The sequence below is a fragment of the Shewanella sp. UCD-FRSSP16_17 genome, assembly GCF_001675935.1.
Lineage (GTDB): Bacteria > Pseudomonadota > Gammaproteobacteria > Enterobacterales > Shewanellaceae > Shewanella > Shewanella japonica.
The window spans coordinates 65,925-81,487 of the sequence record NZ_LZFV01000049.1 but is presented as its reverse complement, the minus strand read 5'-3'; the positions used below and the strand labels follow the sequence as shown (position 1 = coordinate 81,487).

The 15,563-nt window shown below is 40.5% G+C and carries 11 protein-coding genes and 1 pseudogene; all 12 read left to right on the top strand.

What is annotated here, in order from left to right; genetic code table 11:
* Window positions 1-168: 168 nt before the first annotated feature.
* Window positions 169-630: pseudogene (locus A9267_RS20750) on the top strand (DUF2919 domain-containing protein); the annotation flags it as partial.
* 294 nt (window positions 631-924) lie between these two features.
* Window positions 925-2,118 carry an HD-GYP domain-containing protein gene (locus A9267_RS20745; protein WP_065110596.1) on the top strand — a complete coding sequence of 398 codons (1,194 nt, stop codon included), beginning with the start codon at window positions 925-927 and terminating at the stop codon, window positions 2,116-2,118.
* Between the two features lie 212 nt (window positions 2,119-2,330).
* Window positions 2,331-3,167 carry an SDR family oxidoreductase gene (locus A9267_RS20740; protein WP_082972486.1) on the top strand — a complete coding sequence of 279 codons (837 nt, stop codon included), beginning with the start codon at window positions 2,331-2,333 and terminating at the stop codon, window positions 3,165-3,167.
* Between the two features lie 118 nt (window positions 3,168-3,285).
* On the top strand, window positions 3,286-3,519 hold the full coding sequence (locus A9267_RS20735) for an RNA-binding S4 domain-containing protein (protein ID WP_055024696.1): 234 nt from the start codon (window positions 3,286-3,288) through the stop codon (window positions 3,517-3,519).
* A gap of 10 nt (window positions 3,520-3,529) precedes the next feature.
* Window positions 3,530-3,922 (top strand): ribonuclease E inhibitor RraB, encoded by a 393-nt coding sequence (locus A9267_RS20730; protein WP_065110594.1) that lies wholly within the window; start codon window positions 3,530-3,532, stop codon window positions 3,920-3,922.
* Between the two features lie 237 nt (window positions 3,923-4,159).
* On the top strand, window positions 4,160-6,145 hold the full coding sequence (locus A9267_RS20725; RefSeq protein ID WP_055024694.1) for an NERD domain-containing protein kinase family protein: 1,986 nt from the start codon (window positions 4,160-4,162) through the stop codon (window positions 6,143-6,145).
* A gap of 78 nt (window positions 6,146-6,223) precedes the next feature.
* Window positions 6,224-6,688 carry a GNAT family N-acetyltransferase gene (locus A9267_RS20720; protein WP_055024693.1) on the top strand — a complete coding sequence of 155 codons (465 nt, stop codon included), beginning with the start codon at window positions 6,224-6,226 and terminating at the stop codon, window positions 6,686-6,688.
* A gap of 103 nt (window positions 6,689-6,791) precedes the next feature.
* Window positions 6,792-7,709, top strand: a complete 918-nt coding sequence (locus tag A9267_RS20715; protein ID WP_065110593.1) for a M14 family metallopeptidase — start codon at window positions 6,792-6,794, stop codon at window positions 7,707-7,709.
* A 438-nt stretch (window positions 7,710-8,147) separates the two neighbouring features.
* A complete protein-coding gene (locus A9267_RS20710) occupies window positions 8,148-9,527 on the top strand; it encodes an SLC13 family permease (RefSeq protein WP_065110592.1) in 1,380 nt (459 codons plus the stop codon).
* 204 nt (window positions 9,528-9,731) lie between these two features.
* On the top strand, window positions 9,732-10,493 hold the full coding sequence (locus A9267_RS20705; protein ID WP_055024690.1) for a TSUP family transporter: 762 nt from the start codon (window positions 9,732-9,734) through the stop codon (window positions 10,491-10,493).
* 78 nt (window positions 10,494-10,571) lie between these two features.
* Window positions 10,572-11,831, top strand: coding sequence for an exonuclease subunit SbcD (sbcD, locus tag A9267_RS20700; RefSeq protein WP_065110591.1), 1,260 nt, complete (start codon window positions 10,572-10,574; stop codon window positions 11,829-11,831).
* Window positions 11,831-15,544, top strand: a complete 3,714-nt coding sequence (locus A9267_RS20695) for an AAA family ATPase (protein WP_065110590.1) — start codon at window positions 11,831-11,833, stop codon at window positions 15,542-15,544. Before sbcD ends, A9267_RS20695 begins: the two co-directional genes overlap by 1 nt.
* Window positions 15,545-15,563: the final 19 nt, after the last annotated feature.

Sequence of the window (15,563 nt, the reverse complement as noted above, 5' to 3'; positions counted from 1 at the left end):
ACAAATCAGTTTGTAGATAAGAATGTATCACTTGGGTGCTTGTTTTATGAGATTTAACCCTTATCTCTTTAACAAGCASTGCTTTACACTGATGTTGTCGGTTTAAACAGTAAAGCAGGTTAACCAAGTTGATATAGGTTCAACTATAAGCATGTTGATAGGTAAGTTGTGAATTTTAGTAATATCACTTGGCTCGATGAAAAAGGGCACATAAAACCCCCCATTTTTTTATATCTGATACTGGTCTTTCTGGCTCGTGGTTGGTGTGTTTTTATCGCATCACTCACACAGTTTAATGATCGTGCAGGCTTAGTACGATTATTTTATCCCGAGAAATCTGACTTCCTAATGGCATTAATGGCTGGCGTCGGCGCTGTTATCATATACGGGCTGATTATAGCGGAAAGAAAACGGGCGCCTCAGCTCGCAAGGCCTTTTTTTAATAAGATTAAATATGGACTTTGGTTATTATTGATTGTCGATGCCATCATATTGAATCAGCGACTTGTTCATGATGACTTTTTGTTTCGTGTGAGCTTTGCGCTTGATGCGTTATTTATTTTCTGGTCTGCAATTTATTTATTAAAATCAAAACGGTTACATTACTATTTTAAAGATTGGCAAAATGAAACTGACTATCTTAATGCTGAGCAACATCATCAAAAAGACAGTAATACCGAATTGATTGAAAAGACGCTCGATGCGCATCAAGCAAAACAATATAATCGACCGAAAAATCCGTCCGCAATTGAGCAAACTCACGAAAAAAACTAGCGGTTTTATCAACTTGTTAGATAAGCTGCAATATTTTTGACGTTATTTATAGTATATTTGATGCAATACGTTACATTTATCATAATGTGAATTAACGATTATTGAATTTCGCATTAATATGAACTGTATGGATTGCAAAGGTAGCTAATAGTGTCAAAAACGGAACCTATCAATATTCCCTTGTCGCAAATTGTTGTCGGGCTAACGGTAAAGCTGCCTTTGTCGTGGTTTAACAATCCATTTTTTCGCAATAAAGTCCCTGTTACCTCGCAAGCTGAAATCGAATTAATTAACAGTTTGGATATTAGCTACGTTACCGTTATTAGCGGGATGCATTTATTAGCTGATGATAAGCCTGAAGAAGTGGTTGAGGCTGTCGAGCAAGTCGTTGAGTTTGATATTCAGGGCGCCATCAGAAAATCAATACGTTCAAGCCAACAGCGCTTTAATAAAGCCGCCAGCGATTTGAGACCCGCTTTCAGTAAAGTCGTCAGTGACGCCGAAGTGTCTTATCGTGAATCTGCGTCTGTGGTTGAACAGTTAATGACGCACCTTACTGAAACTCAGCATCCTGAGTTTGTGCTTGTAACCAGTGTGGATAAAGAGCCTAGTATGACCCAGCACAGCGTATCTGTTGCTGTATTGTCTATGATGATGGCAAAAAGCCTTGGGCTAACACCTACTGAGCTTAGAGATATTGCATTGGGTTGTGTGTTTCATGATATAGGCAAATTAAAAATCCCTGATGCAATTCGACGTAAGCGCACGGATCTAACTTCTGTAGAAATAAATTACCAAAAAACACACCCTAATTTGGGGTATGAGATGCTCAATCGCAGTGGGTTATTTCCTGCGCCTATGCTGAATATTGTTTTGCATCATCACGAATTCATTGATGGCAGCGGTTACCCTGACAAATTGTCTGGGAAAAAAATTCCAGCATTAACTCAAATTGTTGCGCTAGCTAATGATTATGCGGGGTTATTACTGAAAACTGGTTCGCCTCAAGTGGCATTAGGAACCTTGTTCAAAACCCGAGTCGGTAAGCATGCAAAGGAATACATTGAAATATTGGTCAAAGTGTTAGGCATTTATCCACCAGGCTCTGTCGTAAAGTTATCTGATGGCCATTTTGCAAAAGTTATTATGACATCTCGCCAATCAAAATTGCCCCAAGTTTATAGCTGTAATGAACGAGGAGGCCAATCTGCCATCCGCTGTTTAACAGATGAAGGTGTGAACATCGTTGAAACTGTTAAGATAGATACATTACCTGAAAAAGTCATCGATACGCTTCAAGCTAAAAGTCCTGTTTGTTTTTATGTGAGCCATATTGAAGATTAAACAAGTCACAAATTTATTCAGTAACTGCAGTACCCCCATCACTCTACAGGTAATTCATCGTCAAAACCGAAACTGAGTAAGCCCTAATAGAATTGTTTTAACATTGCATAAATTGTTGAAAGCCCTGTTCAATATTACTAAACACGCTTTATACTCGCTCATTCTATAAGTTAATCTCCCACCTAAGAATCATTGAATACGGAAGTGAAAGTATGAACGATATTGCGATTGTTGGTTGCGGCTGGTTCGGATTACCTCTGGCAAAACTACTTGTCGAGCAAGGCTTTAATGTTTCAGGAACAAAGCGGACTGCTGAAGGATGTGCGTCGCTGTTATCGCATAAAATTAATCCTTTTGAACTCGATTTAAGTACCATCAATGATAATGAACTCGAGTCAAAGGCAATGACGTATGCGGGGCTTTTCGATGCAGACATGTTAATTGTGAATATTCCGCCGGGACTCAGACGTGGAGAAAGTGAGTACCTGACGCATGTTGAGCGATTAATGTCATTGATTGGTGATCGTCAATACCAGCGAGTAATCTTTATTAGTACCACTGGGGTTTATCCTGCCATTGATAAAAATATGACAGAAAATGATGCACAGGTTTATGATGATAAAAGTGCCATATTACTTAAGGCTGAATCGCAATTTACCGCTATGAACAACAGCTGTATTCTTCGTTTCTCTGGTTTAATTGGTCCCAAAAGGCATCCTGGTAAGTTCTTTGCTGGTAGAGAGAATATTGCAGGGGGTAATGTTGCGGTAAACCTAGTTCACCTTGATGATTGTATTCAAGCGGTGACGTCAATTGTGAAGGCAACAAGCGCTCACCAAGCTGTTAGTGAGACCTATAACCTTGCCGCGCCTAAGCATCCGACTCGCAGCGAATTTTATCGGTATGCTGCTAAGCATTTGGGGTTAGCCGAGCCAAGCTTTAATGACGATAAACAACCCAGCAAAGTGATTGTTGGTGATTTAATTTGCCAGCAACTCGCATTTAACTATATTCACAGCGACCCGATGTTGATGCTAGATGCATGCTAAGGCTTTAATGAAGACAAGCAACGCAGTAAGCTTGCATGATTCAATGCGTTTTAAGATTGGTATTAATCCCTGATCAGGTATAATACGCAGTATATTTATGATTAAAGGCCAATATTGAATGAGCAGCGACGTTGCAGAGTTTCCACTATTGAGTGGCGATGAGTTTGTAGAGTTATATAAAGTATTAAAAGTACAAGGTTTAGTAGATGGTGGTGGCGCAGCTAAGCACGTTATCTCTGAGGGTCTTGTAAAAGTAAACAACGACGTTGATACCCGCAAACGCAAGAAGTGTGTGGTTGGAGACGTAATCGAGTTTAATGGTGAACGTATTAAAATCGTTGCCAGCGTATAAGGATACAATCATGCAATTCCCTGATGATGATAATGGTAAAATGCTTGCGGCGATGGCCGAATCAGGTATTGATTTAAGCGTTGCACTAGATGTTGATTTCTTTTTGATTTTTGATGATCAACGTGATGCTGAATCAGCGCTTGAAGCGTTAACGCAAACAGATCTAAAAGGTGAGCTTGAGCTTAACTTTAGTGAAGAGATTGAAAAGTGGGAGCTGATTGTTTGTTTGAATATGGTTCCAGCATATGAAACTTTAGTCGCAAAAGAAATTGAACTAAATGATTTTGCTCAAGAGTTTGATGGCATGACAGATGGTTGGGGCGTGATGCAACACCAAGAGGGTGATGACGAATTTGCTGACGATGACCATGAATGTGATGATAACTGCTCGCATTCTCACTAGTCAGACATCACGTTAACGCTGTTAGCTCGATGAGCTCGCATTCATTGCTAATTATGGCTTGCTAAACCTAGATGAACTATGTCTTATGTCAGTGAGTAGTAAGCAAGAATAATATGATGTAATGACTGTTAATATTATGAAAACAAAAACCACCTTTAAGGTGGTTTTTTTGTGCCTTTCTATTATAGGATGTAGCCACATGCAGAAATAATAATTATTAGTGGAGTCGCATTCTCAATGGCAAGACATATTAGCTTTGGTACCCCAGTTAACGACGCCGAACGTTGGGCATTCTCTTTATTATCAGACGAACTTCCTGAAGATTATTTACTTCTCACAAACGTTGAAATTCCAACTCATACCGGCCAAGCCATGGAAGTTGATGCCTTAGTTGTGGGTGAATTTGGCGTTTATGTTGTCGATGTAAAAGGCTACATCGGTCGATTGAATGCAGGTCTCCATGCTTGGTCACTCGATGGACGCCATGTTGATAATAGCTTGTCTAAAGCTAACTATGTTGCTCGAGTCCTTGCGGGTAAGCTTAAAAATAAAATTCCAGTGGGAGTTTACGCTCCTTGGTGTCAAGGCATGGTGTTTGTTACTGGCCGAAAAGGGGAAGAAATTCTGGTCGAGAAAGACACCGGGAAACTAAGTATTTATACCCCAGCGAAAATCATTGAAGCATTGACAAAAGAGTGGGGCTTGACGGCGCCTCATATCCACCCTGTAACTGAAACGCAAAAAGAAATGGTGTTGGATACGATTGGCCAAGTGGCGTTAGTTGAGCAGCGTAATAATAAGATCCAAGATTTTATTAAGCTTAAATGTCTCTTTTTACAACAAGGTTTAGAGGTTTGGCAATCTGAGTACAATCCAGGTGGTTGGACAGCCCCTTGGCTGTTAAAAATTCTCGTGACAAGCCAGTTTGAGCACAGCATTGATGCAACTAACCATGAGCAAAAACTGAGAGATGAATTTAAGCGTATTCAGTCATTATCAGGCTGCAGTTGTGTTCCTTTTTGCGCGCCGTTAATTCAAGATGGTGAGCAAGTTGTGCTACCGATAAGAATGCCACGTGGTGTACCGCTTAATATTTTTGAAGTAGATAAACAAACCACCTATCAACTGCTTGAAATTCTAAGACGCAGCGTGACAGGGCTTCAACAGATCCATCGTCGAGGTTATACCATCGGTGGCTGGGCCGACAATTGTATCTTTATCTCAGAAGATGCTGATGTTGAATTTATTGATATTAAAGATTCACTTAACACCAGCGAAGATATTAAAGCCTATGCGCAAGCGTTTTTATCTTTAGCTGAAAAAACACTGCAACCTCGAATTTATCAATGGTACCGCGCTGCAGCCAATGGCAGTACGATAGATTTAGATGCCATTCGCTGTGATTTATCGGCGTTAATTGACTTGGGTGTATGTGATACCCTGCCGCAGAAGGTCGAAATAGAAAAAGGTGCTGTTATTGACCATCACTATCGGTTAGATCATTTTATCTCGGCCACTTCACGTAGTCAGTTGTGGCGAGCATTGCATATCCAAGGTAACTACCCTTGCTGTGTCAGTGTCTATCAAGATGTTGACAATCAATGGCACACGTTAAGTAATATGTATCGTAGTTTAGCGAAGATTTATCATCCTCATGTAGAACGAGTATTAGCGTTTGGACAGTTACCTCAATCTGATGACTTGTTTATCGCACGTGATTGGGTTCAGGGTGTTGGACTTGATGAAGTGCAAACTATCGAGGTAGGCCAACCTAGATTATGGTTTGTGCAACTATTAACTGCGCTGCAATATTTACATAGTCTAGATATACACCATGGAGCCATTTGCCCTAAAAACATCATTTGTCGTGATGAAAAAGCCACATTAGTGAACTTTGGTATTGGTTCTGATATTGCGGCAACTCATTATGCCGCGCAATATGCCGATCCGACACTTTGGTCGGTTGAAGGTGATGCAGAAAAAGACTTGTACGGTTTAGTGGCAAGTTTTATTGATGCGATGGCACCTGAGTCGATTAAACAGGGCTCTTCTGCTGATGCGATGCTGCGAGCACTAGAGCAATATGATAAGCAATGGCTTGGTGAAGCATTTTACGATGCTTGCTATAAAATTTTAAAATTTGAAATGCGCATAGTGCCTAATGTGAGTTACGCTAAGCAATTAGGTCTTGATGAACAAGAGCTTGAAAATTCAGGCTTATAAACAGTATTTTACAAGGGCGCAATTAAGGATGTTTGCACCCAATACTTGCTTTACCAGCAATAATAAATGAGGGAAATAATGATAATAAACCGTGTCACAATGTCAGACATTGACGATATCTTGCCGCTCTTTTCGCAATATATGTTTTTTTATGGTGTTGAGTTACCAAAAAATCAATATATCGAGTATTTAACCGCGCGTTTGCGTGAGCAAGAAGCTTTCATTTTTGCAGCGTACGACGAAGCAAGTAATCCCGTTGGTTTCGTATTAAATTATCAAAGCTTTTCAACAGTTGAGCTAGGTAAGATTTTGGTGCTTAACGACTTGTTCGTTGATCCTGACGCTCGAAATCAAGGCGTTGCCAATCGATTAATACAGTGCTCTATTGAGTTAGCAAGAGGCCTGAATGCGGTAAGAGTGGATTTAGGGACTGCAAAGGTTAACTTTCCAGCCCAATCGGTTTATGAAAAAATAGGCTTTGTTAAAGACACGCGATTTTTCTCTTACAGTTTATCTATTAACGACCATCAAGCTGTTTGTTAAGCTGCATTCGGTAATAAACCTGTTGGCATTAACGGATTATCTCAATCAGCAGGTTTACGCTTTTTACTGAGCAAAAAATAATAAATATAAAAGTAGGTCCTATATGCAACAAAGCGAAATGTATCACATTGGCCGTGAGGGTCAGAAGTGGACTGATGAAGATAAGCAGCAATGGTTTTCGCTGCAACAAATTAAACGCAGTTATCAGCAAGAGGTTGTGAGAAAAATAGAAGCATTAGCAACGTCTTTTACTGTTACTCAATATGGTGCGCTATCGTACGATGAAGCTAAATATCCTTTATTTCTTATCAAAGATGAGTGGGATGCCAATAAGCCTGTTGTGCTTGTGACTGGTGGCGTTCATGGCTATGAAACCAGTGGTGTTCAAGGGGCGATTCGTTTTGTCGAAACTAAAGCTAAAGCCTACGCAGAACATTTCAATTTAGTCATAGCACCATGTGTTAGCCCATGGGGTTATGAGACGATCAACCGTTGGAACCCTAACGCAGTCGATCCTAATCGCTCATTTTACCCTAATAGCCCAGCTGAAGAGTCTGCTTCATTGCTTAACGCTGTGTCAGATTTAGGTGTCGATTTTCTTGCTCATATTGATCTGCATGAAACCACAGATACTGATAATTCAGAATTTAGACCTGCACTTGCCGCTAGAGAAGGCACAGTTAATCATAACTGGAATATTCCAGATGGTTTTTATTTAGTTGGTGATTCTGAAAACCCACAGGATGAATTTCAAACAGCGATTATAAAAGGCGTTGCTGCAGTGACGCACATCGCGCCTGCAGATGATGATGGCAAATTGATTGGTGTTGAATTGTCACAGTTTGGAGTGATTAACTATCCGTGCAGTGAACTTGGCTTATGTGCAGGGTTAACCCAAGCTCAATTCAAAACCACGACCGAAGTTTATCCGGACAGTCCGCTATCAGATGACGAAAATTGTATTTTGGCTCAAGTGGCGGCGATTTGCAGTGGTTTAGATTATTTGCTGGCAAAGCGTTAGCAACATAAGCTGCTTGTTTATTGGCTAGCTAGCCAGTTGATATCACCAGCTTTTCGTTTTTAAAGATAAAACCTACCTATTGGTAGGTTTTTTTATGGTGTTTTCCGGTGATGCTGTGGCGATCTTGATCACGGAATCCGCCATAAGCATGCACTAAGCAGACTGTGATTTTTTTTGTTAGACACTGATCACACTTTTGGTTGCTCATAAACATTCTTTTTTAAGCGGTCTAGAACATAAAATGCGATAAATGAAACTTTATTACCACACATCGCTCATGGTTATTGTTCGTTGTAATCACAAAAAAGCTATTTGGTGAGCTGTTTGTCACATTGTTAACTTGTTGGGGTGTAATTAATTAACCATAAAACAAAGCTTTATCTTCTTTATGAGTGTGATTTACATTGTCCACATTAAAAAATAAGGGAGGGCGCTCTAATGGAAAACATACCCAATAAGTCACCGACAGAAGTGACCAATAAACGACATTTTATTATTTTGTTTAGCAACATCGCACTATTTGCGTTGTTGTATAACTTTCTGCCATTTGAACAAGGCATTAATACAGGGCTATCACTGCTTATTTTTGCTGCGATTTTGTGGCTGACTGAAGCGATTCATATCAGTATTACGGCGATATTAATTCCTATTTTGGCCGTGTTCTTGGGCGTATTTGATACCCAAACAGCAATGAGCAACTTTGCTAACCCTATTATTTATTTGTTCTTTGGTGGCTTTGTATTAGCTGCAGCATTAAATCATCAGGGTATTGATCGTTTAATTGCCCAAAAAGTGTTGTTGTTCTCTAAAGGTAAGTTAGGTATCGCGTGTCTATTGTTGTTTGTGGTTACTGCAGTATTGTCGATGTGGATCAGTAACACTGCCACCGCAGCCATGATGCTACCTCTAGCGCTTGGTATATTGCATCAATTAGATTTTAAAGAGCATAAAACCACTTATTTGTTTGTTTTACTTGGCATTGCTTATTCAGCAAACATTGGCGGTATTGGTACATTAGTCGGCAGCCCGCCAAATGCTATTGCGGCAGCGCAAGTTGGTTTAACGTTTAGTGACTGGTTAGCGTTTGGGTTACCTACAGTCGCGTTAATGCTACCTGCGATGCTGGTGGCGTTATATATCTTTCTGAAACCTAATTTATCAGCAAGGTGTGAACTGAAAGCTGAAGATACGTCACTTTCATTAAGTGGCAAGCTGACCTTAGTGATATTTCTTGCGACGGTTTGTTGTTGGATATTCAGTAAGCCGATTTCTCAGGCCTTAGGTGGAATTAGCAAATTCGACACGATTGTCGCTTTAGGTGCTGTCGTGGTGCTTGCGAGCTTAAAACTGGTTGATTGGAAGAAAATTGAATCAACGACAGATTGGGGCGTACTGATTCTATTCGGAGGTGGGTTAACCTTGAGTGCGGTGCTTAAAGCAACAGGCACCAGTGTATTCTTAGCACATTTTGTGACTGATATTTTCGGTAACGCGCACATGGCATTGTTTATTATTGCAGTGATTGCCTTTGTGGTCATGCTGACAGAGTTCGCCAGTAATACCGCAAGCGCCGCGTTATTAGTTCCAGTTTTTGCCGCAATTGCAGAACCATTAGGCTTGTCACCTGTAATGATTTCGGTGGTGATTGGTATAGCGGCTTCTTGTGCGTTTATGTTGCCTGTAGCAACTCCGCCTAACGCGATTGTGTTTGGTTCGGGCTATATTAAACAATCAGAAATGATGAGAGCAGGAGTCATTATTAACTTTATCAGTATGTTTGTGCTCTTTATGATCACTAACTTCTTTTGGGGTTTTTAAGCCATAGACAAAAATAGCGTTAACCAAAAAGCAGCTTAGGCTGCTTTTTTGCTATTTGCAGTTTAATTAACCGCCAAAAATGTAAATGAATTCTTGCAATTAGTTTTGTAAATTTACCAATTTTACGTTTGTAACAGATAGCTTTTGAATTTTGTATTTAAAGCAGGTCTAATGGCCTATTAATAATAATTTAAGATCAATTTCATGTTCGAACTCACCCTACAGATCGCAGTCATTTTATTCTTTGTTGCCATTTTAGCAGGCTTTATTGATGCCATTGCTGGTGGCGGTGGTTTACTGACTATTCCTGCATTAATGTGGGCAGGTTTACCTCCTGCAGCGGCGCTTGGTACCAATAAACTACAAGCCTGTGGTGGTAGTTTTTTTGCCAGTTTGTATTTTATACGCAAAGGCATGGTTGATTTAAAGCAAGCTAAGTTGTCTATCGTCTGTGCTTTTGCTGGCGCAGCAGTGGGAACTATCATAGTTCAAATGATTGATGTGTCCGTGCTTGAGTTAGTCTTACCATTTTTGATTCTGGCTATCGGTTGTTATTTTCTATTTTCTAAAAAAATATCCGAAAACGATAAACAGCAAGTATTAACACCGACTGTATTCGCTTTTACAGCAGCGTTAGGGGTAGGGTTTTATGATGGTTTCTTTGGGCCTGGAACGGGCAGTTTTTTTGCATTAGCATTTGTTTCGTTAGCGGGCTATGGCCTTGCTAAAGCAACTGCTCACGCCAAAATCCTAAACTTTGCTACCAACATTTCATCATTGATTTTCTTCTTGATTGGTGGTCAAGTTGCGATTGTACTTGGTCTGATTATGTTGGTAGGCCAAGCCATAGGGGCAACGTTAGGCTCACGACTTGTGATGACGAAAGGGGTAAAAATTATTAAACCTTTAGTGGTTACTATGTCATTTTTGATGAGCTTTAAGTTACTGTGGTCTCAATACGGTTAGGCGTATCCTAACACTAAGGTATTCGCTTTCAGGTATATCCTGTTACTACACATTCAACAGTTATTGAAATAGGTCTTCATGCGCATTATTCACACTTCAGATTGGCACCTTGGGCAAAATTTTTATGGTAAAAGTCGTGCACATGAACATCAATTATTTATGCAGTGGCTACTTGAGCAGATTGGTGAACATGATGTCGATGCGCTAATTGTAGCGGGTGATATTTTTGATACTGGCACACCGCCAAGTTATGCCCGCAGTTTATATAATCAGTTTATTGTCGATATACAAAAAACTGGCTGCCAGCTTATTGTATTAGGCGGTAATCACGACTCAGTGGCAACACTTGGCGAATCAAAACAATTATTGGCTTGTCTCAATGCAAGTGTTATCCCCGGCGCGTTAGATGATGTTCGCGAACATGTATTGTTAGTGAAGGATAAAAGCCAGCAACCTTGTGCCATTGTTTGCGCCTTACCTTATTTGCGCCCTAGAGATATGGTATTAAGTCAATCAGGTGAATCTAGCTCAGATAAACAGCGCAAACTAGGTAACGAAATTGCTGCGCTTTATCAATCCTGCTTTGAATACGCACAAACATTGAATAGTGAACAATCACAAGCTTTACCTATCATTGCGACCGGCCACCTCACCACAGTTGGGGCAAGTACGAGTGAATCAGTACGAGATATCTATATCGGCAGTTTAGATGCGTTTAATGCATCGTTATTCCCTGCAGCCGATTATATTGCGCTTGGGCATATTCATCGACCTCAAAAAATTGCCAAAACGGAGCATATTCGTTATAGCGGTTCTCCGATTCCTTTAAGTTTTGATGAACTTGCAGGTCAAAAGAGTGTGTTTTTAGTGGATTTTGACAAGGATAAATTAGCTCAGGTTACACCACTTGAAGTGCCTCGCTTTCAACCTATGGCAAATATTAAAGGTAGCTTGACTGAAATTGAGCAGCAATTGTCTGAGTTTTCGCTAACACCAACAGATGGTTGTCATCAGGATATTGAGTTAACTTGGCTTAGCATTGAGGTGGCGCAACAAGACTTCTTGAGTGATTTACAAACACGTATTGCGGATATTACCGAGCCTTTAGCGGTTGAAGTTCTGCAATTAAAGCGTGCAAGGCAGCAACGTCATCAACAAATTGAACAACTTGAAAATGAAACGTTATCAGAGTTGTCTGTGAATGATGTATTTGAGCGACGTCTAGCACAAGAGGACTTTACTGAGGCTGAGCAACAACTGCGGCTTGAAAGAGTGAAGTCACAGTTTGCCCTAGTGGTATCTCAAGTTGCCGAGCAATCAACGCTGGAGGATAAATAATGAAAATCCTCAGCCTGAGATTTAAAAATATAAACTCATTAAAAAATGAATGGAAAATTGATTTTACTCAATCGCCATTTAAAGAAAATGGACTGTTTGCGATTACAGGGCCGACAGGTTCGGGTAAAACCACGATTTTAGATGCCATTTGCTTAGCGTTATATCATCGCACCCCCAGATTAAAAGTGATTTCAAAATCCACGAATGAATTGATGACCCGAGGTACCAGTGAGTGTTTAGCGGAGGTTGAGTTTGAAGTGAAAGGGAAAGGTTATCGTGCCTTTTGGAGTCAACGCCGCTCACGTGGTCAAATTGATGGCAATTTACAAGATGCACAGGTGGAATTAGCTGAACTTGATTCTGGTAAAATTATCGCTAGCCAGGTAAAGCAAAAGACCGAGCTAACTGAAGCTATAACCGGATTAGATTTTGCTCGTTTCACCAAGTCGATGATGTTATCGCAAGGTCAGTTTGCCGCATTTTTAAATGCGGATGCTAATGATAGGGCTGAGTTACTCGAAGAGTTAACGGGAACTGAAATTTATGGTCAGATTTCAGAGCAAGTGCATGTTAATTTTACACAAGCGAAACAAGCCTTAAGCTTACTTGAAGCCAAAACTGATAATGTAGAACTGTTATCTGATGTGGATATTGCTGAAAAAAACAAACAGCTAAGCGAAGGTGAGCTGCAATCTGCTAAGTTACAAAGCCTGTTAAATCATCAACAGCAGCAACTTAATTGGGCAAAACAGCTTGAACAAAACACCGCTAAACTGGCAGAAAGTGAACGTGAACTGGACGTTGCACAAAGCGAATTGACCGCCCAAGCAGAGTCACTCGCTAAACTAGAAGCAAGTGAGCCGGCTCAGATGCTTGCTCCATTATTTGAAAGCTTAACCAAACTCGAACAGCAGCAAACTCAACTGCAAACAGAGCAACTGACACTATCCCAAGCGCAGCAACAGTCGCAATTATCCCTTGAAGCCGCTAAGACAGAACATCTAAAACGACAAGAGCACTTTGATTCAGTAAAGCTGCAACACACTGAGTTGCTCACCTTGATTGAGGAGCAAGTTCAACCGCTTGATAATAAAATTGAGCAACTGAATTTTCAATGTGATCAACAGTCGAAAAATAAGCACCAACAAACAATTCAACAGCAAAAAATAACAGCGTCTCAGCTTGAGCTAACTCAAAACTTAAATCAGTTAAACCAGTCACTTTCAGATAATGACAAAGTGATTGCTCTGTATCCTCAAGGACCATTAATTCAAAGCAATATTGCAGCTTGGCAGCAGCAAGCAATTAATTTGTCAGGATTACGGCTGAAAAAAAATGAATTATCGCAGTTAATTTCAACGCTATCTCAGCAAGACATGTTTAACCAACAGCAGTTGGTGCAGCAAAATGAGGCTTTAGCGTCACTTAACGCTGAATTACAGACAAAGCAGTTAGCATTAACACATAGTGAGCAACAATTAACTCAGTGTTTAGGTACAAGCTCAGAAGCGGATTTACAAGCTCAGTACCAAAATTTGATTGAACAGCAAGTCTCCCGTACTAGATTACAGCAGTTACAAGTTGCACATACTGACTTAGTGACGCAAAGTCATAACGCGACTAATGAAAATCAGCATTTTGCTGCGCAGATCTCTGCGATTGCTCAAGAATTACAGCAAGTACGTAGTGCTTGGAGTGAAAAAAATCAGCAAGTTAAAGATTTACAAATGCTGCTTAAACAAGAGCAGCAAATCGTTAATTTAACCCAAGAGCGAGCTAAACTCATTCAAGGTGAGCCTTGTGCCTTGTGTGGTTCCAAAGAGCACCCTTTAGTTGAGCATTACCAAGCGCTTGATGTTTCTGATACCGAGGTACGCTTTGAAGCCAAGTCCGCAGAACTTGAATCAATTAAGCGTCAAGGTGAGCAATTAAAGCTGCAGCAAAGTAAGTTACAGCATCAACTTGAACTGTGCGCAGATAAACAATCGATGTTACATCAGCAGATTCAAGATTGTTTGATTGAGTACCAGCAATTAGCTGATCAATTATCTAAGCCAGAACTGATCGCCACAAAAGCTGATATTGATGGCGCACTATTGACTCATTTTGTTGAACAATCGGCTAGTCGCCAACAGTATTTACATCAGCAATTAACTGATATTCGAGAACTTACTCAGGTTAAACAATCCTGTGCTGAGCACTATCAGCAAACACTGACTTTACTAGAGCAGGAGCAACATCAATTACAACTTTTCACTCAGCAGCAGCAAAATCAGCAACAGCAATTAACTGAGTCAAAGCAGCAGCTTAGCCAAATACAGCAAAACATTACTGAGCTCGAATCTAGCTGCCAGCAACAATTTTATCAAGCTGGATTAGCTTTAGATGACTTTTCACAACTGGAAACCTGGTTAGCTGATTTACAAACCGATGTCGGTCAATGGACTTTGGCAGTAGAGCAGCAAGGACAATTAACTCAGCAGCAACAGTTATTAATGCAACAAGTTCAAACACTCACTCAGCAGCAGGATGAGTTAATTCAGCAAATATCACAACTTGATGAGTTATTGCAGAAAACGGATCTTGAGTTAACGAGTGTAAAGCAGCAACGATTCGCTGTTTTTGGCGATAAACAAATCAGTCAAGAAAAGCAGCGTAGTCAGCAAGCGTTGCAGCAATCAGAGTTGCAATTCACTCAACAGGCTCAAGTGCAAAGTAAGCTACAGCAAGAGTTCGATAAACTCGCTGCACAAGAGCAGGCCGTCACACAGCAGCTAGAACGCACAGTCAATGAAGTATCCGAAGCTAGAAACACTTTTACCTTGGCTTTATCAACCAGTCCATTTGCTGATCAAACTGAATTTGAACAAGCATTGATGCCTGTAGCGCAAAGACAAGCACTACAGCAACTTAAGCAAGGGCTAGATACTCGTATTTTGAAAGCTAGTACGGTTGTTGAGCAAACAAGGGCTCAACAGGCTGAGTTAGTTAAGCTGGGTGATGAATCTGAATATCATCAGGCAGATATTGCTGATGTTGCCATCATGCATGAGCAAACAGAAGCCCGTCTTTCAGCCATGAAAGAGCAGGTTTGGCAGTTAAAACACTTATTGAGTGAAGATGAGAAAAAGCGCACCACTCAACAAACCTTGGTGGCTGAGCTTACTCAAGCTAAACAGGACTTTGATGATATAGCTTATTTACACTCATTGATTGGATCGCAAAAGGGTGACAAATTCCGTAAGTTTGCTCAGGGACTCACTCTTGATCACCTTGTGGTGTTGGCGAATCGACAATTAGATAGGCTACAAGGTCGTTATTTATTAGAAAGAAAACAATCAGAAGCACTCGAGCTACAGGTACTGGATACTTGGCAGGGTGATGCTGTGCGTGATACGCGTACTTTGTCTGGCGGTGAAAGCTTTCTTGTAAGTCTTGCACTTGCGTTGGCATTATCGGATTTAGTCAGCCATAAAACCAGCATTGACTCGTTATTTTTAGATGAAGGTTTTGGTACGCTTGATAGTCAAACACTAGATACTGCCCTTGATGCGCTCGATAACCTAAATGCTTCTGGCAAAATGATTGGGGTTATCAGTCATATTGAAGCGATGAAAGAGCGGATAAGTGTGCAAATTAAAGTAAATAAGATGAATGGCCTTGGGGTGAGTCGATTACAGGCTGACTATAAGTTCGATTCAGCTGAGACATAATTTGTAGCTCAAGCCCGAT